Origin of the sequence: Rhizobium sp. AC27/96 (genome assembly GCF_001692325.1) — a bacterium.
Lineage (GTDB): Bacteria > Pseudomonadota > Alphaproteobacteria > Rhizobiales > Rhizobiaceae > Rhizobium.
The window spans coordinates 180,257-206,680 of sequence record NZ_LXKN01000032.1 but is presented as its reverse complement, the minus strand read 5'-3'; the positions used below and the strand labels follow the sequence as shown (position 1 = coordinate 206,680).

The window sequence follows — 26,424 nt, the reverse complement described above, 5'->3', positions numbered from 1 at the left end:
GAGGAGAAAAAGAATGAAACGGTTTGTCTTGGCCGCCATCGCGGCCGTTGCCCTTGGCGGCGCTGCTTATGCCGATACTATCAAGGTCGGCGTCATAGGACCTTTCTCGGGGCCGTTTGCACTGCAGGGAAAGAATTTCAAGGCCGGTATCGATGCCTATATGGCTGTCAACGGCAAGAAGGTCGGCAATGACGAGGTGGAAGTGATCTACCGTGACGTGCCGCAGGCTGACCCCGCTCAGTCGAAGGCGCTGGCGCAGGAACTGGTGGTCAAGGAGAAGGTTCAGTATCTCGCCGGCTTCTATTTCACACCGGATGCGATGGCGGTAACGCCGATCCTCAAGCAGGCCAATGTGCCGATGGTCATCTTCAATGCCGCAACATCGGCGATCGTCACCAAAAGCCCGCTTGTCGTGCGCACCTCCTTCACCACTTGGCAGACATCGACGCCGATTGCCAAGGTCGCCTATGACGGCGGCGTCAAGAAGGTCATTTCGGTTGTCAGCGATTACGGCCCGGGCGTCGATGCCGAAAACGCCTTCAAGGCCGGCTTCGAAAAGCAGGGCGGCGAAGTGGTGCAAGCAATCCGCATGCCGCTGTCGACCAACGATTTCAGCCCGATCATGCAGCGCATCAAGGATTCCGGTGCGCAGGGCGTCTTCGCCTTCCTGCCGTCCGGCCCGACGACGCTCGGCTTCGTCAAGGCCTATAATGAGAACGGGCTGAAGGCCGGTGGTATCAAGCTCTTCGCGCCGGGCGACCTCACGCAGGAATCCGACCTGCCGGCGCTAGGTGACGCGGCCCTCGGCATGCAGACCACGTTCCACTATGCGATTTCGCATGACTCGCCCGAAAACAAGGCCTTCGTTGCTGCCGCCGACAAGGCGATCGGCAATCCGGCCGAGCTGACATTCCCGGCTGTCGGTGCCTTTGATGGCATGCACGTCATCTACAAGATGATCGAGGCGACAGGCGGCAAACAGGATGCGCAGAAGGCCGTCGATGCCGTGAAGGGCCTCTCCTGGGTCAGCCCGCGCGGTCCGGTCACCATCGACGCCGAAAGCCGCCATATCACGCAGAACATCTATCTGCGCGAAGTCGCCAAGGGCGATGACGGCAAATACTACAACAAGGAGATCCAGACCTTCGAAAAGCAGGGCGATCCCGGCCTTGCGGCAGCGAAGTAGGACGCTCTCACCGCTAGCTCCCATCTGAGCGGAATTTGCTTCTGCTCAGATGGAGCCCGAAGGTCGGCGCCACAACAACCGGACCAGTCATATCAATGCAAACCGTGCTCAGCATAGCAGTCGATGCCCTCGCTTACGGCATGGTGCTGTTCGTGATTTCCATCGGCCTCTCCGTCACCATGGGGCTGATGCGCGTCGTCAATCTCGCCCACGGCGCCTTTGCGATGATCGGCGGCTATATCGCCTCCTATGCGACGCGCGATCTGGGGCTTGGCTATGGTGTGGCGGTGTTGCTGGCCGTGGTCGGCACCGTCATCATTTCGATCCCGATCGAGCGGCTGCTTTACCGGCGCATCTACGGCGCACCGGAACTGACGCAGGTGCTGATGACCATCGGCATCACCTTCTGCATTATCGGCATTGCAAACTATGTCTTCGGCCCGACCTTGAAGACCATACCTCTGCCGGGTAACCTGCAAGGGTCCGTCGACCTCGGCTTCCGCACCATCGGCACACATCGCATCTTCGCGATCGTCTGTGGTCTCATCGTCGCACTGGCGCTTTGGTACACGATCGAGAAGACCTCGTTCGGCGTGAAGTTGCGCGCCTCTGTCGACAACGCCTCGATGGCGGCCGCCCTCGGCGTGCGCACAGAGATCGTCTACGCCGTCAGCTTCGCGGTTGCCGTCGGGCTGGCCGCCTTCGGCGGCGTCGTGGGTGCCGAGTTGCTGCCGGTCGAGCCCTATTATGCCTTGCGTTATATGGTGACTTTCCTCGTCGTCGTCTCGGTCGGTGGCGCGGGCTCCATTTCCGGCGCGCTCTTCGCCTGCCTTATCCTCGGCTGCATCGATACAACAGGCCGCTACCTCATGCCCGAATATGGCGAGTTCTTCTTCTATCTCGCCGTCATTGCCATCATCTGCGTCTTCCCGCGCGGCTTTGCCGGGAGGATGAAGTAAGATGGCGCTGACGACCCTGGAAAGAGAGGCAATTCCCGCCGTGACCAGACATCGTACCCTTGGACAGGATGTGATCGCGGTTGCCGTGATCCTGGTTTTGGCCGCCGGCGGCTTTCTGTTGTTTCCGGATAATCTGGCGCTTCTGACGCGTTTGATCGCCATTGCCCTCTTGGTTCTGTCGCTTGATCTTGTCACCGGCTATTGCGGCGTGGCAACCCTCGGACATGCCGCGCTCTTCGGGGCCGGTGCCTACGCAGCCGGCATTGCGTCTGCGCATTACGGCATCAACGATCCCCTGCTGATGACGCTTGCCGGCATCATCGGCGGTGCGGTCGCCGGGCTGGTCTGTTCGGTCGTCATTCTGCGGGCGCATGGCCTGCCGCAGCTCGTGTTGTCGATCGCGCTGATCTACCTGTTCCATGAATTCGCCAACAAGGCCTCGAGCTGGACCGGCGGTAGCGACGGGCTGTCAGGCATTTCCCCGGACCCGCTGTTCGGCAGTTTCGAATTCGATCTCTACGGCCATACGGCCTATCTCTACGGCGTCGCGCTCTTGCTCATCGTGCTCGTGTTGCTGCGCGTCCTCGTGCGCTCGCCGTTCGGCATGCTCTGCCGCGGCATCCGGCAGGATCCCTTGCGTATCCGCGCCATGGGCGCTTCGCCGAAGGTGGCGCTGATCAAGATGTATGTGATTTCCGGTGCCGTTGCCGGCGTCGGCGGTGCATTGACGGCGATCTCGACCCAGGTTGTCGGGCTGGACAGCCTGTCGTTCACCCAGTCGGCCGAGGCGCTGGTCATGCTGGTGCTCGGCGGCACGGGATCGCTGTTCGGTGCGCTCGTCGGCACGCTGATCTTCATGCTGTTCGAGGACTATGTCTCCGCCGCCAATCCCTTCCACTGGCTGACGATCGTCGGCGCACTGCTGATCCTCGTCGTCCTCTTTGCGCCGAAGGGCATTTACGGCACTGCTGCCGCCTATCTCGCCCGCCGCAGGGAGGTGCAGTCATGAGCGCGATCTTCGAGGTCAAAAATCTGAAGAAAGCTTTCGGCGGCTTGACGGTTACGAATGATGTCAGTCTGTCGATGGCGCCGGGGGATCGCGTCGCGCTGATCGGTCCGAACGGCGCCGGCAAGACCAGCTTCGTCAATCTCGTCACCGGCAATCTGCCGGCGGATTCCGGCGAGGTACGCATTGCCGGTCAGAACGTCAACAAGGTCGATGCCATCGGCCGAGTCCGGCGCGGCTTGGTGCGCTCGTTCCAGGTGACGCGGCTGTTTCAGGACATGACCCCGGCCGAACATATCGGCATGGCGGTCCTGCAGCGCACCGGCCGCTCCGGCCGAATGTTTGGCAACTTCCTCTCTATGCCAGACGTAATGGCCGAGGCGAAGGAGTTGCTCGGCACGCTCGGTCTGGCCGGACTGGCGCACCGTAAGGTCAGCGAAATTGCCTATGGCCAGCAACGGCTGCTCGAAATCGCCGTCGCGATGGCCCTGAAGCCGAAGGTGCTGCTGCTGGATGAGCCCGCCGCCGGCGTGCCGCAAAGCGATACCGGCCGGATCGAACAGGCGCTTGCCGATCTGCCGCCCGATCTCGCCGTGCTGATGATCGAGCATGACATGGATCTGGTCTTCCGGTTTGCCAAGCGCGTGGTCGTGCTGGCCGCCGGCACCATCATCTTCGACGGTTCGCCGAAAGACGTGACGCAGGATGCGCGTGTGCGCGAAGCCTATCTTGGGAGCTACGCCAATGCCGGCCACGCCGCTTGAAGTGGAAAATCTGTCGGCCGGCTATGGTCCGACGCGGGTGCTGGAAGGCGTTTCCTTTGCCGTGCCGGCCGGTGGTCGGCTTGCCGTTCTTGGCCGCAACGGCATGGGCAAGAGCACGCTGCTGGCGACCCTTGCCGGCCAGACGCGCCGTTACGAGGGCCGCATCCGGCTTGGTTCGGCCGAAATTGCCGGACTGCCAAGCGCCAGACGCGCCCATCAGGGCCTCGGTTATGTGCCGCAGACGCGCGATGTCTTCCCGACGCTGACGGTGGAGGAAAATCTCTCTGTCGGGCTGAAGGGGCGGCCGAAAAGCGCGATACAGGAAGCCTACGACATGTTTCCGCGCCTGAAGGAGCGGCGAAAGAACCTCGGCGGCCAGCTGTCCGGCGGCGAGCAGCAGATGCTGTCGACCGCCCGCACGATCCTCGGTCGCCCCTCTGTGCTGCTTCTGGATGAGCCGTTGGAAGGGCTCGCGCCCGTCATCTGCGAGGAACTGATGGCAGCCTTCGCCGAACTCGCCAAAACAGGCGATATGACCATTCTCCTAGTGGAGCAACGCATTCAGAGCGCGCTCGACTTTGCCAGCGACGTCATCATTCTGGAGCGGGGGCGGCTGGCATGGAAGGGGACACCCGCGGCGCTCGCGCAGGATCATGATGTGGTCGAGCGCCTGCTTGGTGTCGGTGGCTTGCATTAGCGGCAGCCTTTTGTGCTGCTGACACCATTAGGGCTCTGGGTCCAACTCGACTGCTTCGCGCAAATAACCTTCCGGGTCGCTGACAAAGCGAGCGGCCTCGGACTGCGTGATGGCTCGAATGAGCGCCCCACTACGGGGTCTGATGATCCCTCCGCTCCTGGTCGCGAAAACGCAGTTGAACTCGCGAGCCAGCGCGCAAATGCTGCCAACCAGCGCTAGGGATAGGTTAGACACATCCAAGCGAAACTGAATCTGTTCAATCGCGGTGCCTTCAAAGGCAATCTGTACATCATCTGTCTTATCATCTCCCCAGATGCGAATATCGGAGGCCCAGGACTGGCCTTCGGGCAACATCATGCCGACACGCTCTGAAATCGCATCGATGGTTTGCTGGGAAAAGTTCAATTCTATCGCGTCAAGCTGGTCGCGGCTCATACGGGCCGCGGCCACCCCGCTGATGGTGGTGGCCGATGACGGGATAAGGTTAAAAACGAACTGCCGTAGCGCCATGTGAGAAATCCTAGTCGTGCCTCAAATGTCCCGCAAGCGGATCGTATAATGGGTGGTGGCTTCCATAGGTTCTGTATTCTGATTCAGCGTCAGTTGACGCGGAACCGTATTCGGGAATGAAGGCTACAGCATGCGTCAACATCTATTGACGACAAAACGTTGATAATTTATCGATATATTGTCATCGTTACGGGCGTAGTGCTGTTGGAGGCGGATTTGTCGGAGAACATTTCGGGTCGTTGGGATTTCTGGATCGATCGCGGCGGCACCTTTACCGACGTCGTCGGGCGCGATCCGTCTGGTGCCCTCCATGCCCGCAAGATCCTCTCGGAAAATCCCGATGCCTACCGTGATGCCGCCGTGCACGGCATTCGACTGCATCTCGGTTTGGGCAAGGGCGATCCGATCCCCGCCGATACGATCGGCGAAGTGCGCATGGGTACGACGGTCGCCACCAACGCGCTGCTGGAGCGCAAGGGTGAGCGGCTGGCACTCGTGACGACGAAGGGTTTCCGCGATGCGTTGCGCATCGGCTATCAGGAGCGCAAGAAGATTTTCGCGACCGAGATCGTCAAGCCGGAAGCGCTTTACGAAGAGGTTGTCGAGATCGACGAGCGCGTGCTGGCAGATGGCACAGTCGAGCTTGCTCTGGATGAGAAGGCAGCGGAAGCGGCATTGCGCGAGCTTCTTGCCAAAGGCTACCGCTCCGTCGCCATCGTCTTCATGCACGCCTACAAGTTCCCAGCCCATGAAGCGGCAGTCGCCCGCATCGCCCGGTCCCTCGGTTTCGAGCAGGTTTCCGTCAGCCATGAAGTGTCGCCGCTGATCAAGCTCGTCGGCCGTGGCGATACGGCCGTCATTGACGCCTATCTGTCGCCGGTCCTCGGACGTTATATCGGCCAGGTCTGCGACGAACTCGATGTCGAGCGCACCGGCGCGCGCGTCATGTTCATGATGTCGTCAGGCGGGTTGACGGCGGCTGATATGTTTCAGGGGAAGGATGCCATCCTGTCCGGCCCGGCCGGCGGTGTCGTCGGCCTTGCGAAAACGGGCGAGCAGGCCGGATTCACCAATGTCATCGGTTTCGACATGGGCGGCACGTCCACGGATGTGGCCCATTTCGACGGCGAATATGAGCGCGCCTTCGAAACGGAAGTGGCCGGTGTGCGCGTACGAGCGCCGATGATGCTGATCCACACGGTTGCTGCCGGTGGCGGCTCCATCCTGCATTTCGATGGCGACCGCTTCCGTGTCGGCCCGGATTCGGCAGGCGCCTTTCCGGGGCCTGCCTGCTATCGCAACGGCGGCCCGCTGGCGGTGACCGACGCCAATGTCATGGCCGGAAAGCTTTTGCCTGAGTTCTTCCCGTCGATCTTTGGCCCAAATCAGGACCAGCCGCTCGATGTCGAGACGGTGCGCGGCAAGTTCGCCGAACTCGCCGCCCGGATCGGCGATGGCCGCAGCCCGGAAGATGTGGCCGACGGCTTCATTCGCATCGCCGTTGCCAATATGGTCGAAGCGATCAAGAAGATCTCGGTGCAGCGCGGCTATGACGTGACGCGTTATGCCCTCAACTGCTTCGGCGGCGCCGGCGGACAGCATGCTTGCCTGGTCGCCGATGCGCTCGGCATGAAGAGCATTCTCCTGCATCCGATGTCCGGTCTGCTTTCGGCTTACGGCATGGGGCTTGCCGACATCAGGGCGACACGCCAGAAGGCGCTCGGCGTTGCCCTTGATGAGGCAGCACCGTCAGCCGTTGCTGCGCTGGGTGGCGAACTGCGCGGCGAATGCGTGCCCGAGCTTGAAACACAGGGTGTCCCTGCGAGCGAAATCAAGACGGTGCAGCGCGCCCATATTCGCTATGCCGGCACTGACACTGTTCTGGCCGTCGAGACGACATTTCCTGAGATCGATGATCCCGCGCGCCTGCGTGGCGAGTTCGAGACACTGCACAAGCGGCGCTTCGGTTTCGTCGCCGAGGACAAGCCGCTGGTCGTCGAAGCGGTCGAGATCGAAACCATCGGCGGTGCGGCCGCCGATATCGCCGTTCAGCGCGATGAAGCGGGCGAGGGCGAGGCGGACGCAGCACGGCGTGCCTCTTTCTATTCCGGTGGCGCAAGCCATGACGCCGCGGTCGTTTTGCGCCAGGCGATCCTACCCGGCCAGACTGTCACGGGTCCTGCCATCATCATCGAGCCGAACCAGACCATCGTCATCGAGGATGGCTGGCAGGCGCAGCTGACCGCCAGGGACCATATCGTTCTCAAGCGCATCAAGGCCCTGCCGGAGCGCAGCGCCATCGGCACCAAGGCCGACCCCGTCATGCTCGAGATCTTCAACAATCTCTTCATGTCGATTGCCGAGCAGATGGGCATGACGCTGCAGAACACGGCCTATTCAGTCAACATCAAGGAGCGGCTGGATTTCTCCTGCGCCGTTTTTGACGCGGAAGGCAATCTCGTCGCCAACGCGCCGCATATGCCCGTGCATCTGGGCTCCATGGATGCGTCCGTTGCAACGGCGATCCGTGAGAATCCCGTCATCCATCCGGGTGACGTCTTCCTGATCAATGCGCCCTATAATGGCGGCACGCATCTGCCAGACCTTACGGTCTGCACTCCGGTCTTCGATGATGCTGGCAAGCGCATCCGCTTCTGGGTCGCCAGCCGCGGTCATCATGCCGATATCGGTGGCATCTCGCCGGGTTCGATGTCGCCGCTTGCGACCCATATCGAGGAAGAAGGCGTCTATATCGACAATTTCAAGCTGCTCGATCGCGGGCGGTTCTGCGAGGCGGAGCTGGCGAAGCTGCTGACGGGTGCCCGCTATCCGGTGCGTACGCTCGCCCAGAACGTCAACGATCTGAAGGCTCAGGTCGCCGCCAACGAGAAGGGTTTGGCCGAGCTCAAGAAGATGATCGTCCATTTCGGGGAGGAGGTCGTCGACGCCTATATGGGTCACGTCCAGGACAATGCTGCCGAAAGCGTGCGCCGCGTTCTCGACCGCTTACCGGATGGCGAATTCAGCTATGAGATGGATCAGGGCTGCAAGATCGTCGTCAAGATCTCGATCGACAAGGACAAGCGCGAGGCAACGGTCGATTTCACCGGTACTTCGCCGCAGCGCGCCGACAATTTCAATGCGCCGCAGCCGGTGACGCGCGCTGCCGTGCTCTATGTCTTCCGTGTTCTGGTCGAGGCCGATATTCCGATGAATGCCGGTTGCCTGAGACCGATCCGCATCGTCATCCCCGAAGGCACCATGCTGACGCCGAAATATCCGGCCGCCGTCGTTGCCGGCAATGTCGAGGTGAGCCAGGCCGTGACCAACTGCCTGTTCGGCGCGGTCGAAACGCTTGCGGCAGCGCAGGGTACGATGAACAATCTCACCTTCGGCAATGATGCCTATCAGTATTACGAGACGATCTGCTCGGGTGCCCCGGCCGGCCCCGGTTTCCATGGTGCCGATGCCGTGCATACGCATATGACCAATTCGCGTCTGACCGACCCCGAAATCCTGGAAACCCGCTTTCCGGTGGTGCTCGAGGATTTCCACATTCGTCCCAACTCGGGCGGTCAGGGCAAATGGAATGCCGGCAACGGCACGCAGCGCACCATCCGCACCCGCGAGAAGCTGGAATTCGCCGTGCTCTCGGGTCATCGCCGCGTCGCGCCCTTCGGCGTCAAGGGCGGCGAGCCGGGCCAGACCGGGCGCAACTATGTCCGGCGCAATGACGGCACGATCGATGAGCTGATCGGCTCTGCCCATACGGTGCTTGATGCCGGCGAAGCCTTCACCGTGGTTACTCCCACGGGTGGCGGCTATGGCAAGCGGGACGAATAGAGGCGTTGCTGCGTCTGCAGATGCATTGATCCGGATCGAAGGAGTTTTCGGGTGACTTCTGAGGAAAAGAGTAGACCGCGCGAACTGATCGTCTCGTCCGCACATCTTGCGGACGGCAGTTCGCCTGCTTTGTCCGAGCTCGAATATGGATCGATCCTGTTTTCCCACGCTTTCAATCGGTGGTTGGTGCGTTGCATGGCCGCCGCCGGCGTGCCTGGTCTTTCGCCGACGGAGATTCTGATCATCCACTCCGTCCGCCATCGTGACAGGCCGAAGACGCTTGCCGATCTGTGCCTCGTGCTCGATATCGAAGATACCCATGTCGCCAACTATGCCATCAAGAAGCTGGAGGCGGCCGGTCTTGTCAAAAGCGGCAAGGCCGGCAAGGAAAAGACGATACGCGTCACCGACAAGGGTTTGGAAGCGCTGAAGCGCTACACCGAAATTCGCGAGCGCTTGCTGGTGGAGGCGACCAAGGTTTCCGGGCTTTCGCAGGACGGCCTTTCCGAGATTGCCTCGCATCTGAGGGCGCTCTCGGGCTATTACGAACAGGCCGCGCGATCAGCAGCGACGCTGTAGGGCAATGGCAAGGACGAAAGTCCCTCGAAAACCTTCATGACGTATTGCTAAAGTTTATTTTTCCCCGATGGTCTAAAGCCTGAAGCGAGAGCTGCCCGGGACGCAAGTCACGGGGGACTTATCTATTTCATCATCTCGTACCTATATTAGGTCTATGCGATCCACTGTCGGGCGTCCGACCAGGGATCTGCATCGAGCAAACGATATGATCCTGTTTTTACCACGGTACAACTTTTGGAAAATGCTGGCTTCGCATGGTGGCAAAAGTGTGCTTTTTTTGACCGAAAGGGGAATGGTGTAAAAACTTCCATGAACAACGATAGTTTCGAGCTGAAATTTTGGGGCGTGCGGGGAAGCATACCTGTATCGGGACCGGAATTTGAGCGGTACGGCGGGAATACGTCGTGCATAGAGTTAAGACATGACGGCAGGCACATTCTCTTCGACGCCGGAACAGGGCTGCGCGAGGCGGCCGTATCGCTTGCAAAGGAGGGGGTTCGCAACATCGATCTCTTCTTCACGCACTCGCATTACGACCATATTATCGGGCTGCCTTTCTTCAGTGCCATCTATGATCCGAGGGTCAGCGTCGATCTCTGGTCGGGCCATCTGGCCGGCAAGACGACGACCCGGCAGATGATCGGCCAGTTCATGCGACCGCCATGGTTCCCCGTCGAACCCGATATCTGTCGCGCGACGATGAACTTTCGCGATTTCACCGCCGAGGACACGCTAAAGCCGCATCCGGGCATCGTCATGCATACGGCTCGGCTGAACCATCCCGGTGGTTGTATCGGTTATCGCATCGAATGGTCCGGCCGGGTGATCGCCATGATCTACGATACTGAGCATGTGGCCGGCAAACTCGATGAGACCGCGCTTGCTCTGATGGCCGATGCCGATCTCGCCATCTATGATGCGACCTATACCGAAGGGGAGATGCCGAAGCATCTGGGCTTCGGACATTCCACCTGGCAGGAAGGCGTCAAGCTTGCCAAGAAGGCCGGCGTCAAGCGCCTTGCCCTCTTTCATCATGCGCCGGCGCGCACCGACGCCGAACTGGACGAGTTGCAGCGGGATGCGCAGAAGAGTTTTCCCGGCGCGTTCATGGCCTTTGACGGGCAATCGCTACAGCTCTGAATGCTTCCGTGCGACGCCCGGATCCGTAAATGGCGGCTAACGCACAAAATTGCCGACCGGCCGCCATTCTATGGCGGCATGGCCGGCCGTTTCCTCAAACAATGCCTCGACGAAAGACCATGCGACGGTGTCATGCACCAGATGGTGCGTCATCACGCCGATCGGCTCGTCATTGCCGTTGAAGCGGTTCTGGAGCTCTTCCACCAGCCGCGCGATCAATCCCTCATGCGGAAGGCCGCCGCGCACGCCGTGCCACCTCATGATGTCGATATGGGTGTTGACCAGCGTGATCGGCGCCTCCTTCGCCAAGCCGAAGACGGAGACGGCGCGGTATCCGAAGGGCGCGAGATGAGGCAGCAATGCATCGTCGATGCGGTTCCAAGGCGGCACCAGCATGGCCAGAAACTGCGCGGGATAAAGCGCCTTCAACTTGTCGAAGCCGCGATGCAGCTCATCGAGCACAGCAGCCTGTGGCCGATGCAGGCCGAGTTCCTGCTTCTTCGTCTCATCCGGCGCATAGTTCTGATGCATCCAGCCATGGACGGTGACGGTGACGCGGTTTTGGCCTGCCAGGCGTTCCGCTAGCGGCTCTCCGGTCGGTCCGGGGATGACGGCCAATGCCATCGGCACATCGAAGCGATCGGATAATGACAGCAGCCGGTCGAGGGCAGGGGTGGGTTCGATGGCGTCGTCGTCCCGGAACCAGAACTTCGCCTTGCGTCCCGCCTCGGTCCAACGGCGCAACTCATCGCGCAAGGGCTGCCAGTCGGCTCTATCGCTCATAATAGGTGTCTCCCAGATGTTTCCGAAGAATGGTTTCAAGCTGCTTCGATGCCGCGCCCAGGGAGCGCTCCTCATGCACGAAGCGGTGCGCTGCCTTGGCCATGCTCCGCCGCTGCGCTTCGTCGTTCAAAAGCCGCGCGATGGCATTGGCGTAGGCTTCGACGTCGCCGGCTGGTGTCAGCAGTCCCGTTACGCCGGCCCTGACCACTTCCGGCACGCCCGCTGTCGCTTGCGCCACTACGGGCAGACCTGCAGCTTGCGCCTCAAGATAGGCGAGGCCATAGGCCTCGTTATTGCCCGGCCAGACATAGATCCCGGCGGTCGCAAGCTCCGCTGCAATCTCCGGGGCCGTGCGCTCTCCGCGCCAGATGATCCGGTCGTCAGCGAAAGTTGAAAACAAGGCTCTTACCTCGGCGCGCATCGGTCCGTCGCCGATAATGGTCAGCGTCCAGTCCTCATTGCGGATGAGGTCGAGCGCCTTTGCCAGCATGACATAGCTTTCGAATTTGTCGCCTTTGCGCAGCATGGCGACGCTGATCATTCGCCGCGGGTCTGGGGGTGAGGGTGGCTGTGCAAACAGGGATGTATCTATGAAAGGCAGGAAGCGTTCGTAGCGACCATCGGGGATCGCATCCACAAGGCCGACCCGGTCCCGCTCGGTGAAGCACAGATTGACGGCGGCCAGGCGCACAGCATTGGCGATCAATCGCTGGTTTTCGCCCCAGCCATTGTCGTCATGGCGCCTGGAGTAAGAGGCTTCGGCGGTGACATAGGGAATACTGAGGTGTCCGGCGATTGGTGGGCCGATAAGATCCGGCGTCTTGTAGTAAGGGTGATAGGTGAACCAAAGGTCGGGTAGCGGCTCGCCTTGCCAACCGTCGAGCAGCCGGCTCACCTCACCCTCTGCCTGCCGGGCGATCTCGCCGCGCGGTCCTGCGTCCGGGGTCGCCGTAAAGCTGCGCAGCTCCGATGCGACTTCGACCCGGTGCCCGGCCATTCCAAGCGCCGCCATGATCTGCCGCGCCATCAGCCGGTCGCCCGAGGGCACCGGATGAGTGGGAGATTTGAGCGGAGCGTAGAAGGCGATCTTCATGCTGTTGTCACACGGTTGACAATTAAGTGATGGCAGGAGCCCGGATTGTGAGAGGATTGCCCGAATTTCGACCGGTTGCGTGACAATAAGGTCCCTGCTTCAAAAAGCCGCATTCTCGACAGTGCGCGGCGTTGCGGCTAGATGAATAGGCGATAACCGTTTTCGCTTCTGTTGTGAACGGACAATATACATTGGGTTCGATGACCATCGAGGCAAGAAAGCCAATCATTTCCGACCGTCTCGTGCGCAAGTTCCGCCTTGGCTCCGGCTTGATCGTTTTCAGCTTTGTGATCATGCATCTGGCCAATCATTCTCTAGGCCTCATTTCCCTTGGCATGGCCGAGCGTGCACAGCACTGGTTCATGGCCGTGTGGCGCAATCCCGTCGGCACGGTTCTCCTTTACGGCGCGCTGATCGTCCATATCATGCTCGTCCTGCGGCTTCTCTACAGGCGCCGCACATTGGTCATGCCCCCCGGCGAGGCTTTCCAGATCGTTACCGGCCTGCTGGTGCCTCTTCTCCTCATCGATCACATCGTCGCCACGCGCATCGTGCATGATGTTTACGGTTATCACGATACCTACAAGGCGATCGTACGCACGCTGTGGCTGACATCGCCGTCGAGTGGTGTACGCCAGGCGTTTCTGCTTGTTATCATCTGGGTTCACGGCTGCATCGGCGTTCACTTCTGGCTGCGTTTTCGCCCCTGGTACATGGCGATCTCCCCGGTATTGCTGTCCTTCGCCATCGTTCTTCCGATTCTCGCCCTGCTCGGTTTTGCCGCCATGGGTAAGGTCGTTACGCATGAGGCAGCACAGGAGGATGAGCGCGGCTATCCTGGCGGCTATTACAGCGACGTGCGCAGCCTCGGCGAGAGGGGCTCCGTTCCAGGCAGTCAGATCGCCGATGCCCTATGGCCTTACCGCGCCGGATTTTACGGGGCTTTCAGCCTGTCGATCGTCGGTCTTTTCGGCTTCCGCGCACATCGCCGGATGCGCGAACGCCAGTTTCAGGTCGCCATTCGCTATGCGGGCGGCGAGGTCGTGCAGGCGCCCCGCGGCTTCAGCGTGCTGGAGGCAAGCCGTCTTGGCGGGATCCCGCATTATTCGGTCTGCGGCGGCAAGGGCCAATGCTCCACCTGTCGCGTCCAGATCATCGAGGGTGCCGAAAACCTGCCGCCGCCTGAATCAATGGAACAGAAGACGCTGAACCGCATCGGCGCCACGCCGGATGTCAGGCTGGCCTGTCAGCTGCGGCCGACGGGAAATGTCAGTGTCGTGCCGCTGCTAACGCCCATGGCCGAGGCGACGATCCCGGTATACACGCAGGCCGCAAGCCCCGGTCGCGAGCGTGATATCGTCGTGTTCTTTTGCGACCTTCGCCACTTCACCGCGCTGACGGAAGAACGTCTGCCCTTCGACATCGTCTTCCTGCTCAACCGATATTTCGCGATCGTCGGTCGCATCATCGAAGAAAATGGCGGCCGGATGGACAAGTTCATCGGCGATGGCGCCATGGCGCTCTTCGGTCTTCGCACCACGCCCAAAGAGGCAAACCGTCAGGCGCTGAAGGCAGCGGCGGCGATCCTGCGGGAAATCGACAAGCTCAGTGCCGAATTGGCGGACGAGCTGGCGGCACCTCTCGAAATCGCCATCGGTCTTCATACCGGTTTGGCCGTGGTCGGTTCGATGGGATATGGCAGCGTCAAGAACGTGACGGCAATCGGCGATACCGTGAATGTTGCCAGCCGTCTGGAAAGCGTCGCCAAGGAGTATAACACCGCGCTTGTCTTTTCGGAGCCGGTGGCCCGGCTTTCGGAAATCGATGTCGACGGTGTCGAGAGCCGCGAGATTGCCGTTCGAGGCCGTGGCGAGCCCTTGCGCGTCTATATCGTCTCGAAGGAGGCGAGCAGCCGCTTCGCCTGAGGCTGCGGGCTTGGCCGCACCGCGTGATATCACCCGTTTGCAACGCAAGAGCGCTGGTGTAGGGAAGGCGCATGTTCGACCGCAAGATCCTCACCAGAAAATATTGGCGGCGCGCCTTTCGCAACAAGCGGGATGCGATTGCCACCCGTCTGTTCGACACGCGCCTCGGCCGCGATATTCTCGTCAGCGCGCTTGGGCCGCGGGTCAAGAGCATGACGGTCGATTGCGGCGACCATATCCTGAGCTTTTCGCCGGCTGACTACATCGGTCGCAAGGTTTTTCGCAAAGGGCATTTCGAGCGCGATCATGTCGACCGGTTGTTGAGCGTGCTGCGTGAGCGCGGCCTGTTGCGCAAGGGCACGACCTTGTTGGAGCTCGGCGGCAATATCGGCACGCAGACCTGCTATTTTGCACTCAGCGGGGTTTATGGCCGCATAGTTACCGTGGAACCGGACCCTCGTAATTTTCGGCTGCTGTCGGCGAACATCGCCGACAATCGGCTGCAGGAGATGGTCACGGCGGTCAATTGCGCCGCCGGCGATCGCGGCGGGCAGCTCGATTTCTACCTTAACCACAAGAATCACGGCAAGAGCAGCGCCTTGCGCCAGAGCGCAAGCGACGAAAGGATCTCGGTTCCCGTCCGGCCCGTCACCGACATTCTCCTCGAGGCAGGCGCAGATCCGGCCGATGTCGGGCTGATCTGGATGGATATTGAGGGCTATGAACCCGTGGCCTGCCGATCGATGCAGGCGCTGATGGCCCGCAAGGTGCCGCTCTACATGGAATTCACGCCGGCCTTCTACGGCAAGGCTCAAGCCGAGGCATTCGTCGGCGATCTTGCCAGCCACTACAGCGAATGCCTTGCCTTCTTCGAAGACCGGGAACAGGCCATGAAGGTCATCGATCTTCCGACCGAAGGCGAGCAGTTTGATGTGCTGTTTTTGCGCTGAACCTATTTGCGTCGATAGATGAAATAGCGCCCTTCCTTGACACTGTCGGGTAGCGGCAAGGGCTGGAGATCGGGGTGTTCGAGAGGCAGGCCGCTGACCGCAAAGCCGCCTGGCGCCAGCACGCCGGCCATGGTCTGTGGAAGCCAAGTCAGTGTCACGGCATCCTTGTCTTCGTAGCCGGTGCCGATATCGGCATGGGCAAGCGAGGCGCCTGAGCCAATGAACTCGCTCGCCGTATCCTTGATTTCACCGAGAACAAGATCGTCCGCTGCAGGCATTGACGGGCCATAGGCGTTGACGGCACGATCGAAGGCTACGATGCGGCGATCGGTGAAAAGTTCGCGCAGATGGTCGAAGGTGCGGCCATTGCCGAGGCCGAGTTCCAGCACGGGGCCCTCAAGCGTCCTGACATCATCGGCTACTGCGTTGAGGATGTCGCGCTGAGCGCTCAGGCGGCGAATGAAACTATCCAGGCGGCTCATCGTATCTGTCTTATCCTTGGCGTTCTGATGCCTCTTGCCCAGTCGACCTAGCACGGCCCACCTCGTCGCGTCGACCGCCGGCTGGTTTTTCGGCACATTTGCTGTAGGGATAGATTGTCGCGGCGCTCGTGAAAGGGGGAACTGTCATGGTCGAGCCATCCAACGATGATTTCTTCCATAGATTGGCGGTTTTCACGCGTTTCGAGGGCGTTACCGACAGCAACAATTACAGTCCTCTTCCGGATGGCTGGCTGCTGGCTGTCGCCGATATCGTCAGCTCGACAAAGGCCATTGCCTCCGGTCACTACAAATCCGTCAACATGGCCGGCGCCAGCGTGATTTCCGCCGTGCTCAACGCATTGGACAAGGGCGATTATCCCTTCGTTTTCGGTGGCGACGGCGCCCTGGTCGCCATTCCGCCGTCGGGAGAGGCGCGGGTGCGGCAAGCGCTGGCGGCGGTGCGAAGCTGGGTCAAGGAAGAATTGGAGCTCGACCTGCGCACCGCGCTCGTGCCGATGTCGGCGGTTCGCAGCGAAGGGCTGGATGTGATGGTCGCTCGCTTCGGCCCCAGCGAATATGTCTCCTATGCGATGTTCCTGGGCGGCGGCACGAGCTGGGCTGAAAAGCAGATGAAGGCCGGCAATTTCATCGTCGAGGCGGCAGCGCCGGAGGTACGGCCGGATCTGACGGGCCTATCCTGCCGCTGGAATCCGATCAAGGCCCATAATGGTGAGATCGTCTCGATCATCGCGGTTCCCGGCGAGAGTGGCAACAGCGCGAAGTTCCAGCAGCTCGTCGCCGATATCATCGCCATTTCCAGGGAGCAGAGCCGCGATGGCCATCCTGTGCCGGCTGAAGGTCCGACGACGGCGCTGGTTTTCGGTGGTATCGACATGGAGGCGCGCGCGCTGGCATCCGTTGCCAATCGCTGGCGGCGCAAGCTCGCCATTGCCGCCCAGATCGGCCTCGTCTGCATCCTCGACAAGTTCAAGCTTCGTATGGCGGTGTTCGACCCCAAGGTCTACAGGAGCGACATCGCCCTGAATTCCGATTTTCGTAAATTCGACGACGGCCTGAAGATGACCATCGATGTCGATGCGGTGCAGCTCTCGCATATTGAAGCACGGCTGCGTCAGGCCGAGGCGGAGGGTGTCTGTCGCTATGGACTGCATCGGCAGGACAGCGCCTTGATGACCTGTTTCGTGCCGACGCCGCTGATGCGCGACCACATGCATTTCATCGACGGGGCAAGCGGCGGTTATGCCATGGCCGCCATGGCGCTACGCGGCAAGGGGGTCTCCGAGCTCGCCGCCGGCGAATGATGTTCTCGATGCCGGAGTGGCGCGGCATTTTGCCGGCTATTTCATCGTCGAGGCAATTTTATCGTCTCAACTCGCTTTTTTCCCATTGTTTCAGCGGTATGTTCGCCTTATCTGAAAGAGAACAAAACGAGAGTCGGCGATTTTCGCGGCTGTGTTCTGCTGGACTTCCTGGGCGCCGGGCGCGGGGAAGTATGGCAAAATCCTTTTTGGTGTCGGCACAAATCGGGTTGCCCGAACAAGAGTGCCGCCGCCTCATATCATTGTTTCATCCGACCTGAGCCGATAGGCCGGAAGGCGTCCAAGCGGTTACTCCGGGGATTGGCGCCGGCTGCGTTGCTGGGGCGGAGCATTGATTGTAGCAAGATAGGCCGCGGGGAATAATGACTATTCATTCGACTGTTTCCGACATTCTTCTCGATAAGGTTGCAGAGTGGCTCACGCAGGCGGCGTTGACGGGTGAAAACCTCGAAAACATCGTTCGCGGCTTCTGCGAACGCATGGCGGCGTCCGGACTTCCGGTTGCGCGGGTGCACCTGACCTTTTCGATGCTGCATCCGCTCTACGACGCGCTCGGTTTCACCTGGCGGCGGGCCGGCGGGTTGACGATCGAGGGCTACCGGCATGTCAACGAGAAGCCGGAGCGCTTCGTGCAGAGCCCCTATTTCTACCTTCTGTCCAACAATCTTCAGCATTTGCGCCGCCGGATCGATGTGGATGGCGCCGTGGAGTTTCCGATCTTCGACGATCTGCGCAAGGAGAAGGTGACGGATTACCTGGCCTTCGTGCAGACCTTTGGCGCCGGTTCGGTACAGGGCATGATGGGCTCCTGGTCTACCGACAGCATTGGCGGCTTCAGCGAAGAGATGATCGGCGCGCTGATGCGCATGCAGAACCATCTCGCAATGGCTGCCAAGATGGCGGTTCTTGGCAGGCTCGCCAACAACATGCTGACGACTTATCTGGGTGGCGATGCCGGCAAGCGCGTCTTGAACGGCCAGATCCGCCGTGGTGACGGCGAGACGATCCGTGCCGCACTGGTCATGGGCGATATGCGGCAATCCACTGTCTATGCCGAAAAAGAGGGGCGGCAGGCCTATATCGATACGCTGAACGAATTCTTCGATGCGATCGCCGCGCCGTTCAACCGCAATGGCGGCGAAATCCTGAGCTTTCTCGGCGACGGATTTCTCGCCGTCTATCCCTGCGGCCGGCACAAGGACCCGTCCAGGGTTGCGTGTGAGGCGGCACTCTCGGCCGTCTTCGAGGCTCAGCGCCGCGTCATCGCCTTGAACAAGGATCGCCAGGAGCGCAGCCTGAGCGAAGTGCGCTATGGTATCGGCCTGCATGTCGGCAACGTCATGTTCGGCAATGTCGGATTGAAGGATCGCCTGACGTTCTCGGCCTTCGGCGCTGCCGTCAATGAGGTGGAGCGGCTGCAAACATTGACGAAGAAATATGCGACGGAGGTCGTCGCGAGCCAGGCATTTTCCGGCTATACCGACTGCGAATGGGGGACACTTGGTGAGGAAAAACTGAGAGGCGTGCGCCAGCGCTTCACCGTCGTCTATCCGAAGGCCGCCTCCGTTGGGGCCAGTCCGGCAGCGATTTTCGACGAAGCTGCGCCGGACGGTCTGTCAGAGGCCGAACAGGTCATTCTGTTGCACAGGGATGCCAAGAAGTTCGAGAGCCGTCTTCAAGTCGAAAACTTCGCTTCGTAACCTTCACGGCCCGCCAGTTCAGCATAAGCCGATATATCACTGGAAAGACGACAGTTTTTTAACAGTCTCCCCACCACTTTGACCAGCTAGACACCCGTTATGGCCTACGTTAGTGTGCCGTATAAGGCCACAAAGGTCATGTGAGCGGGAAGTAATATGTATGGCGTCAGGGACTGATCTACTGCGTATTGAGAACCTCGACGTTTCGTTCTCGCTGTATGGGGACAAGCTGGACGTGGTCAAGAGCGCCAGCTTGAGAGTACTTCCAGGCAAGGTCACGGCATTGGTCGGCGAATCCGGTTCCGGAAAGTCGATCATCAGCCAGTCGATCATGGGAATTCTGCCGACCCCTGCAAAGGCGTCGGGCCGCATTCTGTTCACCGATCCACTCGACGGCAAGACGACTGATATTCTGCAGCTGCCGCGTGATGGCGCGGAAATGCGCAAGCTGCGCGGTGCTCGCATGGCCAAGATTTTCCAGGAGCCGATGACCTCGCTGTCGCCGCTGCACACGGTCGGCAATCAGATCAGCGAGGCGCTGCGCATCCACAGCCCGGGCATCAGCAGGACGGAACAGCGCGAGAAGACCGAAGAGATGCTGAGCCTCGTCGGCTTTCAGGATCCCTACCACACCTTCGACATGTATCCCTTTCAGCTCTCGGGCGGGATGCGCCAGCGCGCGATGATCGCGATGGCGCTGATCTGCAACCCGGCGCTGCTGATCGCCGACGAGCCGACCACGGCGTTGGATGTTACCATCCAGGCGCAGATTCTGGGTCTGCTGCGCAATCTCCAGAAGACGCTCAACATGGCGATGCTCTTGATCACCCATGATCTCGGCGTCGTCGCCAACATGGCCGATGAGGTCGTTGTCATCTATCATGGCGAGATCATGGAAGCCGGTCCCGTCGAGGAGATCTTCCGTCGACCGCAGCATCGCTATCTCAAGGCCTTGATGACCGCGGTGCCGCATTTCGACATGAAGCCGGGAGAGCGGTTGAAATCCCTGCGCGATGTTCCCGTCAATCTCGGAACATTTTCCGGCAAGAAGAAGCTTCTCGTTGGCGATACGAATACCACTGCTACCGCGCCCGAGGTGCTGCTCAGCGTGCGCAATCTGACGAAAACCTTCAGCTCCAAGGCCGGTGGCCTGTTCGGGCGGCGGGATGGCGCGAAGTTTCGCGCGGTCGACGATGTCAGCTTCGACATCCGCCGCGGCGAATGTCTTGGGCTGGTCGGCGAAAGCGGCTGCGGCAAGACGACGGTCAGCAAGATCCTGATGCGGGCGATCACCGCCGACGTCGGCTCGGTGAGCTTTGACGATGGCAGTGGCAAGATCGATGTCCTCTCCGTCAAGGGCGGAGAGCTGATGGATCTGCGCACCAAGATACAGATGGTTTTCCAGGACCCCGTGTCGTCGCTCTCTCCGCGCATGACAATTCGCAATATCCTGAGCGAACCGCTGGAGATCCATGGGCATGGAGACCACGCCGAGCGCAAGGAAAAGGTCAAGGCGCTGATGCAGGCGATCGGGCTCGATAAGCATTATCTGAGCCGCTATCCCCACAGCTTCTCCGGTGGCCAGCGCCAGCGCATCGGCATCGCGCGTGCCCTGGCCCTCGGGCCGAAGCTGTTGATCCTGGATGAGCCGGTTTCCGCGCTCGATGTTTCGGTGCAGGCACAGATCCTCAATCTTCTCAAGGATTTGCAGAAGGAACTCGGCCTGACCTATCTGTTCATTTCCCACAATCTGGCGGTTGTCGATTACATGGCCGACCGGATTGCTGTGATGGCGCGGGGCCGCATCGTCGAAATCGCGCCGCGCGAGATCATTCTGCGTGATCCCGTTCATCCCTATACGCGCTCGCTGCTTGCAGCCGTCCCGTTCCCCGATCTCGATCGTCCGTTGGATTTCTCCGCGGTGAACAGCGAAGGGCCGGTAGCCAGACAGAAATGGGGACCGCAATTTTCCGAAGGGGGGGATGCGGACCTGGCCTATGCGGATCTGGGCGGAGGGCATTTCGTTCGTGCGCGCCGAGGCGCCGATATCGAGGAGCTGCGCACATGGTAACCCGCCGAACCTTTCTCGGCCTGCTGGCCTCGACCGTGCTTCCGGCGCCTGTTATCGCGGCGGATGTCGACAACGAGCCCGATTATCTGGCCGATTGGCTCAGGGCAGGCCAGATGCCGCATCTTGCCAAGCGCCTGCCGAAATTTCCGCGCATCGTCAACGTCGCCGCGATGGGGCGAACGCCGGGCCATTATGGCGGCTCGGTGCGCACCATCATCGGCAGCCAGAACGATCTCCGTTTCATGACGGTCTACGGCTATGCCCGTCTCGTCGGCTATGACCGGACGCTGACGTTGCAGCCGGATATCCTGGAATCCTATTCCGCGATCAACGATACGGTCTTCACCTTCAAGCTGCGTGACGGACATAAGTGGTCCGACGGACATTCCCTGACGGCGAATGATTTTCGCTATTGGTGGGAGGACGTGATCCTCAATAAGAAGCTGACACCCGGCGGCGGCGCGCTCGAACTGCGCCCACACGGCAGCCTGCCACGTTTCGAAGTGCTTGATGAGCTGACGGTGCGCTATTCATGGGATGATCCCAATCCGGATTTCCTGCCGAGCCTCGCCGCCCCGCAGCCGCTCGTCATTCTCGGGCCCAGCCACTACCTGAAGCAGTTCCATGAGAAATATCAGGATAGCATTCGTCTTTCCGCGCTGATGCAGGAGAAGCGGGTGAAGAAATGGCAGGATCTCCATATCAAGATGGGGCGATCCTATCGCCCGGAAAATCCCAATCTGCCTGTCCTCGACCCCTGGAGGAACACGACCGCGCCGCCAGCCGAACAGTTCGTCTTCGAGCGCAACCCGTATTTCCATCGCGTCGATGAGAATGGCCGGCAGTTGCCCTATATTGATCGCTTCATCCTGAACATCAGCTCGTCGGCGATCATTGCCGCCAAGACCGGTGCCGGGGAAAGCGACCTGCAGGCGACCGGGATCGATTTCAACGATTACACCTTCCTGAAGGAACGCGAGAAGCTTTATCCCATCAAGGTCAATCTCTGGAAGGCGGCGCGCGGTTCGCGCGTAGCGCTCTTCCCGAACCTCAACAGCGCTGATGCCGTATGGCGGGACGTGCTGCGTGATGTCCGGGTGCGGCGCGCATTGTCTCTGGCGATCGATCGGCACGAGATCAACATGGCCGTCTTCTACGGCCTTGGAACGGAAAGTGCGGATACTGTCCTGCCGGACAGCCCGCTCTACAGGCCGGAATATGCGGCTGCCTGGATCTCCCATGACCCGGATCAGGCCAATGCGCTGCTGGATGCGGCTGGCCTCGACAAGCGCGACGAAGACGGGACCCGCCTTTTGCCTGACGGTCGCCGCATGGAGATTACCGTCGAGACGCCGGGTGAAAGCACACTGGATTCCGATGTGCTGGAGCTTGTCACCGATCATTGGCGCAAGGTCGGCATTGCGCTTTTCGTCCGCGTTTCCCAGCGTGATATATTCCGCAGCCGCGCCATGGGCGGCCGGATCCTGATGTCGCTGTGGTATGGCCTCGACAACGGTGTGGCGACAGCCGACATGAATCCCGGCGAACTTGCACCGACGATGGACGACCAGATGCAATGGCCGCTCTGGGGCATGTATTATCTCTCGCGCGAGACCCAGGGGGTGGCGCCGGATGTGCCCGAAGCCGCGGAGCTCGTGAAGCTGCTTCGCGAATGGGAAACGGCGGCGTCTTCCTTCGAGCGCGCCGAGGTCTGGCACAAGATGCTGGCGACCTATACCGATCAGGTTTTCTCCATCGGCCTGATCAATGCCACGTTCCAGCCGATCGTGCATTCGGCCCGCATGCAGAACGTGCCTGAAAAGGCGCTCTACGGCTTCGATCCCACCTGTTTTCTCGGCGTCTACATGCCGGATACCTTCTGGATGAAGGAGGATCGACCCAATGCTTAAATACATTCTCTGGCGCATTGCGGTGATGATCCCGACACTGCTGGTGATCTCGATGCTGGTCTTCACCATCATCCAGTTGCCGCCGGGCGATTTCTTCGAAAGCCAGATCGCCGAGCTGCGCGCCCAGGGTGAGACGGCAAACCTGCAGGAGATACAGGACCTTCGTCACGAATACGGGCTCGATCAGCCTGTGGCGGTGCAATATGTGCGGTGGGTCGCCGGCATGCTGCATGGCGATTTCGGCTATTCCTTCGAATATCAGCTGCCGGTATCGGATGTGGTCGGCGATCGCTTGTGGCTGACCATCCTCGTGTCGATGACGACGATCCTTTTGACTTGGCTGATCGCGTTCCCGATCGGCATTTATTCCGCCACCCATCAATATAGCTGGAGCGACTACAGCCTGACTTTCCTCGGGCTGCTCGGCATCGCCATCCCGAATTTCATGCTGGCGCTGATCCTGATGTATTTCGCCCAGGTCTGGTTCGGCGTGTCCATCGGCCATCTGATGGATCAGCAATATCTGTCGCAGCCGATGAGTTGGGAAAAGGCGCGCTCGATCCTCTCGCATCTCTGGATCCCGGTCATCATCGTCGGAACGGCGGGTACGGCCGGTATGATCCGCCGCCTTCGCGCCAACCTGCTCGACGAGATGCAGAAGCAATATGTCATCACCGCGCGCGCCAAGGGGCTGCATCCCTTGAGAGCGCTGGTGAAATATCCGTTGCGCATGGCGCTGAACTTTTTCGTGGCTGATATCGGGTCGATTCTTCCCTCGATCATATCGGGTGCTGAAATCACCGCCATCGTGCTGTCGCTTGAAACGACAGGCCCGATGCTGATCAGGGCCTTGCAGAGCCAGGACATGTATCTTGCCGGCTCCTTCCTGATGTTCCTGGCCTTTCTCAACGTTATCGGGGTGTTGATCTCCGATATCGCCCTCGGCTTTCTCGATCCCCGTATCCGCTTGCAAGGCAGGAGCACAAAGTGAACGTACCCCTGCCAAGCCCCGGCGCACCCATGGAGCATTATGTCTCGAGCGCGGATTTCGATCCGGATCAGTTCGAAACCATGTCTGCCGGCCAGACGCGCTATTACATGGCCTCGCAAAAGAAGCTGATGTGGTGGAAGTTCAAGAAGCACAGGCTGGCGCTTGCGTCCGGCATCTTCCTGCTGCTGTGCTACGGCACGATCCTGATTGCGGAATTCCTGGCGCCCTACGGGCTGCACACCCGCAATGTCGATTATATTCATTCGCCACCGCAGGCCATTCACCTTTTCAACAATGGCGAGTTCGTCGGGCCGTTTGTCTATGGCCGCAAGATGACGCTCGATATCGATACGCTGCGCAGGGTCTATACCGAAAACCCCTCCGACGTGCAGCCGATCCGCTTCTTTTGCCGCGGCGATGCCTATCGTTTCTGGGGGCTGGTTGATTCAAACGTCCATGTCGTCTGCCCGGCCGTTGGCGGCCAGATGTATCTGCTCGGAACCGACCGGCTGGGCCGGGATGTGCTGTCGCGCATCATCTATGGCGCGCGCATCTCCCTGACGATCGGGTTGATCGGCATTGCCATCAGCTTCGTCCTCGGCATCGTCATCGGCGGCCTGGCTGGCTATCATGGCGGGATCTTCGATCTTCTCGTGCAGCGGGTGATCGAGGTGTTGCAGTCCCTGCCGAGCCTGCCGTTATGGATGGCGCTGGCGGCGATCATGCCGGTGAGCTGGAGCCCGATCATCGTCTATTTCGGCATTACCATCATTCTCGGCATCCTCGACTGGACGGGACTTGCGCGCGCGGTGCGCTCCAAGCTTCTATCCCTGCGAGAGGAAGACTATGTTCTTGCCGCGCAGCTGATGGGTGCGCCGACCCGGCGCATCATCGGCCGGCATCTGGTACCGGGGTTCATGTCGCATCTGATCGCGACGGCGACTATCTCGGTTCCAAGCATGATTCTCGGCGAAACAGCCCTCAGTTTTCTCGGATTGGGCCTGCGTCCGCCGATCACGAGCTGGGGCATTCTGTTGACCGAGGCCAAGAATGTCAGCGTAATCGCCTTTTATCCATGGCTGCTTTTTCCGATGATCCCAGTGATTTTGGTCATTCTGGCGTTCAACTTTTTAGGAGATGGCTTGCGCGATGCCGCCGATCCCTACAAATAGCAGGGTGAACGGCAAAGACAGGATTGCAATTCGAGGAGCGGACGTGGATGTCGCGTGCCGACATACCACGTACATGACTTTCATCCCCCAGAGGTTTTGCCCATGAAGCGGCGCTTAGAAGATGCTCGAATCCTCATGTACAGCCACGATACGTTCGGTCTCGGCCATCTCAGGCGATGCCGGACGATCGCGCATGCGCTTGTCGAGGATTATCGCGGGCTGAATGTGCTGATTGTTTCCGGCGCAACCATCGCCGGTGCTTTCGACTACCGGTCGCGCGTTGATTTCGTCAAGGTGCCGAGCGTCATCAAGCTGCGTGACGGCGAATATACGTCGATGGCTAGCCATGTCGCCCTTCAGGAAACGCTGAAGATGCGGCAGTCGATCATCCGCCACACAGCCGAGACCTTTCAGCCCGACGTATTCATCGTCGACAAGGAGCCCCTGGGGCTCAAGGGCGAGGTCGAGGAAACGCTGACCTATTTGAAGTCGCGCGGCACGACGCTGGTCCTGGGCATGCGCGATGTCATGGACGCGCCGCACCTGCTTGAGGCAGAGTGGAAGAAGAACAACGTCCTGCAGAAGATCGATCAATACTACGATCGCGTGTGGGTTTACGGCCCGCCGGATTTCCATGATCCGCTTGTCGGCCTCGAGGTGCCCCCAGGCGTCCGTCGGAAGATGGAGTTCGTCGGCTTTCTGCAGCGCAGCGTTTCCTCGCTGGGGACGAAGTCGGAGCATGTGCCCGACGAGGACTACATTCTGGTGACGACAGGCGGCGGCGGCGATGGCGCTGATCTGGTCGATGACGTCATCAGCGCTTTCGAGCAGGACAGTTCGCTCACGCACAGGACGCTGATCGTCCTTGGGCCCTACATGCCCGCCAGGGAGCGCAATCAGCTGCTGGAGCGCGCCGGCAAGATTGCCTGTCTTCAGGTGATCGAGTTCGACAACAAGATGGAAGAGCTGATCGCCGGCGCCAAGGCCGTCGTCGCTATGGGTGGCTACAACACCTATTGCGAGATCCTGTCCTTCGACAAGCCTGCCTTGATCATCCCGCGCACGCGGCCGCGCGAGGAGCAGCTGATCCGTGCGCAGCGGGCAAGCGAACTGGGGCTGGTCGATATGCTGCTGCCGGAAGAGTCTGCCGATCCAAAGCAGCTCGCCGCCGCCCTGAAGCGCCTGCCAAACCGCGCGCCACCCTCGGCAAGCAGCAGCAACATGCGCCTCGAAGGGCTGGTGCATATTTCGCACACGATCGGCGAGTGGTTTGATGATCGTGAGCGCTACCCGCCGCTATCGATCGTTGCCGAATAGGTTATC

The 26,424-nt window shown here is 60.4% G+C and carries 21 protein-coding genes; 17 read left to right on the top strand and 4 right to left on the bottom strand.

Annotated features, from left to right (window positions below; translation table 11 throughout):
* Window positions 1–13 precede the first annotated feature (13 nt).
* From A6U86_RS22630 to A6U86_RS22610, 5 genes are all read left to right on the top strand, one after another.
* On the top strand, window positions 14–1,186 hold the full coding sequence (locus tag A6U86_RS22630; protein ID WP_068395447.1) for an ABC transporter substrate-binding protein: 1,173 nt from the start codon (window positions 14–16) through the stop codon (window positions 1,184–1,186).
* 95 nt (window positions 1,187–1,281) lie between these two features.
* On the top strand, window positions 1,282–2,145 hold the full coding sequence (locus A6U86_RS22625; RefSeq protein ID WP_068395445.1) for a branched-chain amino acid ABC transporter permease: 864 nt from the start codon (window positions 1,282–1,284) through the stop codon (window positions 2,143–2,145).
* Window position 2,146: 1 nt separating this feature from the next.
* Window positions 2,147–3,154: a branched-chain amino acid ABC transporter permease gene (locus A6U86_RS22620; protein ID WP_068395443.1), complete on the top strand. Its 1,008-nt coding sequence runs from the start codon at window positions 2,147–2,149 to the stop codon at window positions 3,152–3,154.
* The gene (locus tag A6U86_RS22615; protein WP_068395441.1) at window positions 3,151–3,915 is read left to right on the top strand and encodes an ABC transporter ATP-binding protein; all 765 of its coding nucleotides are present in this window, start codon (window positions 3,151–3,153) and stop codon (window positions 3,913–3,915) included. The genes A6U86_RS22620 and A6U86_RS22615 overlap by 4 nt, the downstream gene beginning before the upstream one ends.
* On the top strand, window positions 3,896–4,612 hold the full coding sequence (locus tag A6U86_RS22610) for an ABC transporter ATP-binding protein (RefSeq protein WP_068395439.1): 717 nt from the start codon (window positions 3,896–3,898) through the stop codon (window positions 4,610–4,612). Before A6U86_RS22615 ends, A6U86_RS22610 begins: the two co-directional genes overlap by 20 nt.
* A 27-nt stretch (window positions 4,613–4,639) precedes the next feature.
* On the opposite strand, the gene A6U86_RS22605 is transcribed toward A6U86_RS22610, so the two are convergent.
* Window positions 4,640–5,122 (bottom strand): hypothetical protein, encoded by a 483-nt coding sequence (locus tag A6U86_RS22605; protein ID WP_068395437.1) that lies wholly within the window; start codon window positions 5,120–5,122, stop codon window positions 4,640–4,642.
* Between the two features lie 216 nt (window positions 5,123–5,338).
* Here A6U86_RS22605 and A6U86_RS22600 point away from each other — a divergent pair, with 216 nt between their 5' ends.
* The 3 genes from A6U86_RS22600 to A6U86_RS22590 all read left to right on the top strand — a co-directional run bounded on the left by A6U86_RS22600 (window position 5,339) and on the right by A6U86_RS22590 (window position 10,684).
* A complete protein-coding gene (locus A6U86_RS22600) occupies window positions 5,339–8,965 on the top strand; it encodes a hydantoinase B/oxoprolinase family protein (RefSeq protein WP_068396039.1) in 3,627 nt (1,208 codons plus the stop codon).
* A gap of 51 nt (window positions 8,966–9,016) precedes the next feature.
* On the top strand, window positions 9,017–9,544 hold the full coding sequence (locus A6U86_RS22595) for a winged helix DNA-binding protein (RefSeq protein WP_068395436.1): 528 nt from the start codon (window positions 9,017–9,019) through the stop codon (window positions 9,542–9,544).
* Between the two features lie 309 nt (window positions 9,545–9,853).
* A complete protein-coding gene (locus A6U86_RS22590) occupies window positions 9,854–10,684 on the top strand; it encodes an MBL fold metallo-hydrolase (RefSeq protein ID WP_068395434.1) in 831 nt (276 codons plus the stop codon).
* A 36-nt stretch (window positions 10,685–10,720) separates the two neighbouring features.
* On the opposite strand, the gene A6U86_RS22585 is transcribed toward A6U86_RS22590, so the two are convergent.
* A complete protein-coding gene (locus A6U86_RS22585) occupies window positions 10,721–11,467 on the bottom strand; it encodes a polysaccharide deacetylase family protein (RefSeq protein ID WP_068395432.1) in 747 nt (248 codons plus the stop codon).
* Complete coding sequence (locus A6U86_RS22580; RefSeq protein WP_068395430.1) at window positions 11,457–12,560, bottom strand: glycosyltransferase family 4 protein; 1,104 nt, start codon at window positions 12,558–12,560, stop codon at window positions 11,457–11,459. Before A6U86_RS22580 ends, A6U86_RS22585 begins: the two co-directional genes overlap by 11 nt.
* A gap of 200 nt (window positions 12,561–12,760) precedes the next feature.
* Between A6U86_RS22580 and A6U86_RS22575 the strand changes: the two genes are divergently transcribed.
* Window positions 12,761–14,485 (top strand): adenylate/guanylate cyclase domain-containing protein, encoded by a 1,725-nt coding sequence (locus tag A6U86_RS22575; protein ID WP_068395428.1) that lies wholly within the window; start codon window positions 12,761–12,763, stop codon window positions 14,483–14,485.
* 71 nt (window positions 14,486–14,556) lie between these two features.
* Window positions 14,557–15,435, top strand: a complete 879-nt coding sequence (locus A6U86_RS22570; RefSeq protein WP_068395426.1) for an FkbM family methyltransferase — start codon at window positions 14,557–14,559, stop codon at window positions 15,433–15,435.
* A gap of 2 nt (window positions 15,436–15,437) precedes the next feature.
* Here A6U86_RS22570 and A6U86_RS22565 read toward each other — a convergent pair whose 3' ends face one another.
* On the bottom strand, window positions 15,438–15,917 hold the full coding sequence (locus tag A6U86_RS22565; RefSeq protein WP_068396036.1) for a class I SAM-dependent methyltransferase: 480 nt from the start codon (window positions 15,915–15,917) through the stop codon (window positions 15,438–15,440).
* A gap of 146 nt (window positions 15,918–16,063) precedes the next feature.
* On the opposite strand from A6U86_RS22565, the gene A6U86_RS22560 reads away from it, so the two are divergent.
* The 7 genes from A6U86_RS22560 to A6U86_RS22530 all read left to right on the top strand — a co-directional run bounded on the left by A6U86_RS22560 (window position 16,064) and on the right by A6U86_RS22530 (window position 26,418).
* Window positions 16,064–17,239 carry a DUF3095 domain-containing protein gene (locus A6U86_RS22560; protein WP_068395424.1) on the top strand — a complete coding sequence of 392 codons (1,176 nt, stop codon included), beginning with the start codon at window positions 16,064–16,066 and terminating at the stop codon, window positions 17,237–17,239.
* 380 nt (window positions 17,240–17,619) lie between these two features.
* Window positions 17,620–18,957 (top strand): adenylate/guanylate cyclase domain-containing protein, encoded by a 1,338-nt coding sequence (locus tag A6U86_RS22555; RefSeq protein ID WP_068395422.1) that lies wholly within the window; start codon window positions 17,620–17,622, stop codon window positions 18,955–18,957.
* Between the two features lie 160 nt (window positions 18,958–19,117).
* Window positions 19,118–21,028, top strand: a complete 1,911-nt coding sequence (locus A6U86_RS22550; protein ID WP_068395420.1) for an ABC transporter ATP-binding protein — start codon at window positions 19,118–19,120, stop codon at window positions 21,026–21,028.
* Window positions 21,022–22,938, top strand: coding sequence for an ABC transporter substrate-binding protein (locus A6U86_RS22545; protein ID WP_068395418.1), 1,917 nt, complete (start codon window positions 21,022–21,024; stop codon window positions 22,936–22,938). The genes A6U86_RS22550 and A6U86_RS22545 overlap by 7 nt, the downstream gene beginning before the upstream one ends.
* Window positions 22,931–23,929, top strand: coding sequence for an ABC transporter permease (locus tag A6U86_RS22540; RefSeq protein WP_068395416.1), 999 nt, complete (start codon window positions 22,931–22,933; stop codon window positions 23,927–23,929). Before A6U86_RS22545 ends, A6U86_RS22540 begins: the two co-directional genes overlap by 8 nt.
* A 29-nt stretch (window positions 23,930–23,958) precedes the next feature.
* Window positions 23,959–25,101 carry an ABC transporter permease gene (locus A6U86_RS22535; RefSeq protein WP_068395414.1) on the top strand — a complete coding sequence of 381 codons (1,143 nt, stop codon included), beginning with the start codon at window positions 23,959–23,961 and terminating at the stop codon, window positions 25,099–25,101.
* Between the two features lie 102 nt (window positions 25,102–25,203).
* Entirely contained in the window at window positions 25,204–26,418 is a 1,215-nt protein-coding gene (locus tag A6U86_RS22530; RefSeq protein ID WP_068395412.1) for a glycosyltransferase family protein, read from the top strand.
* Window positions 26,419–26,424: the final 6 nt, after the last annotated feature.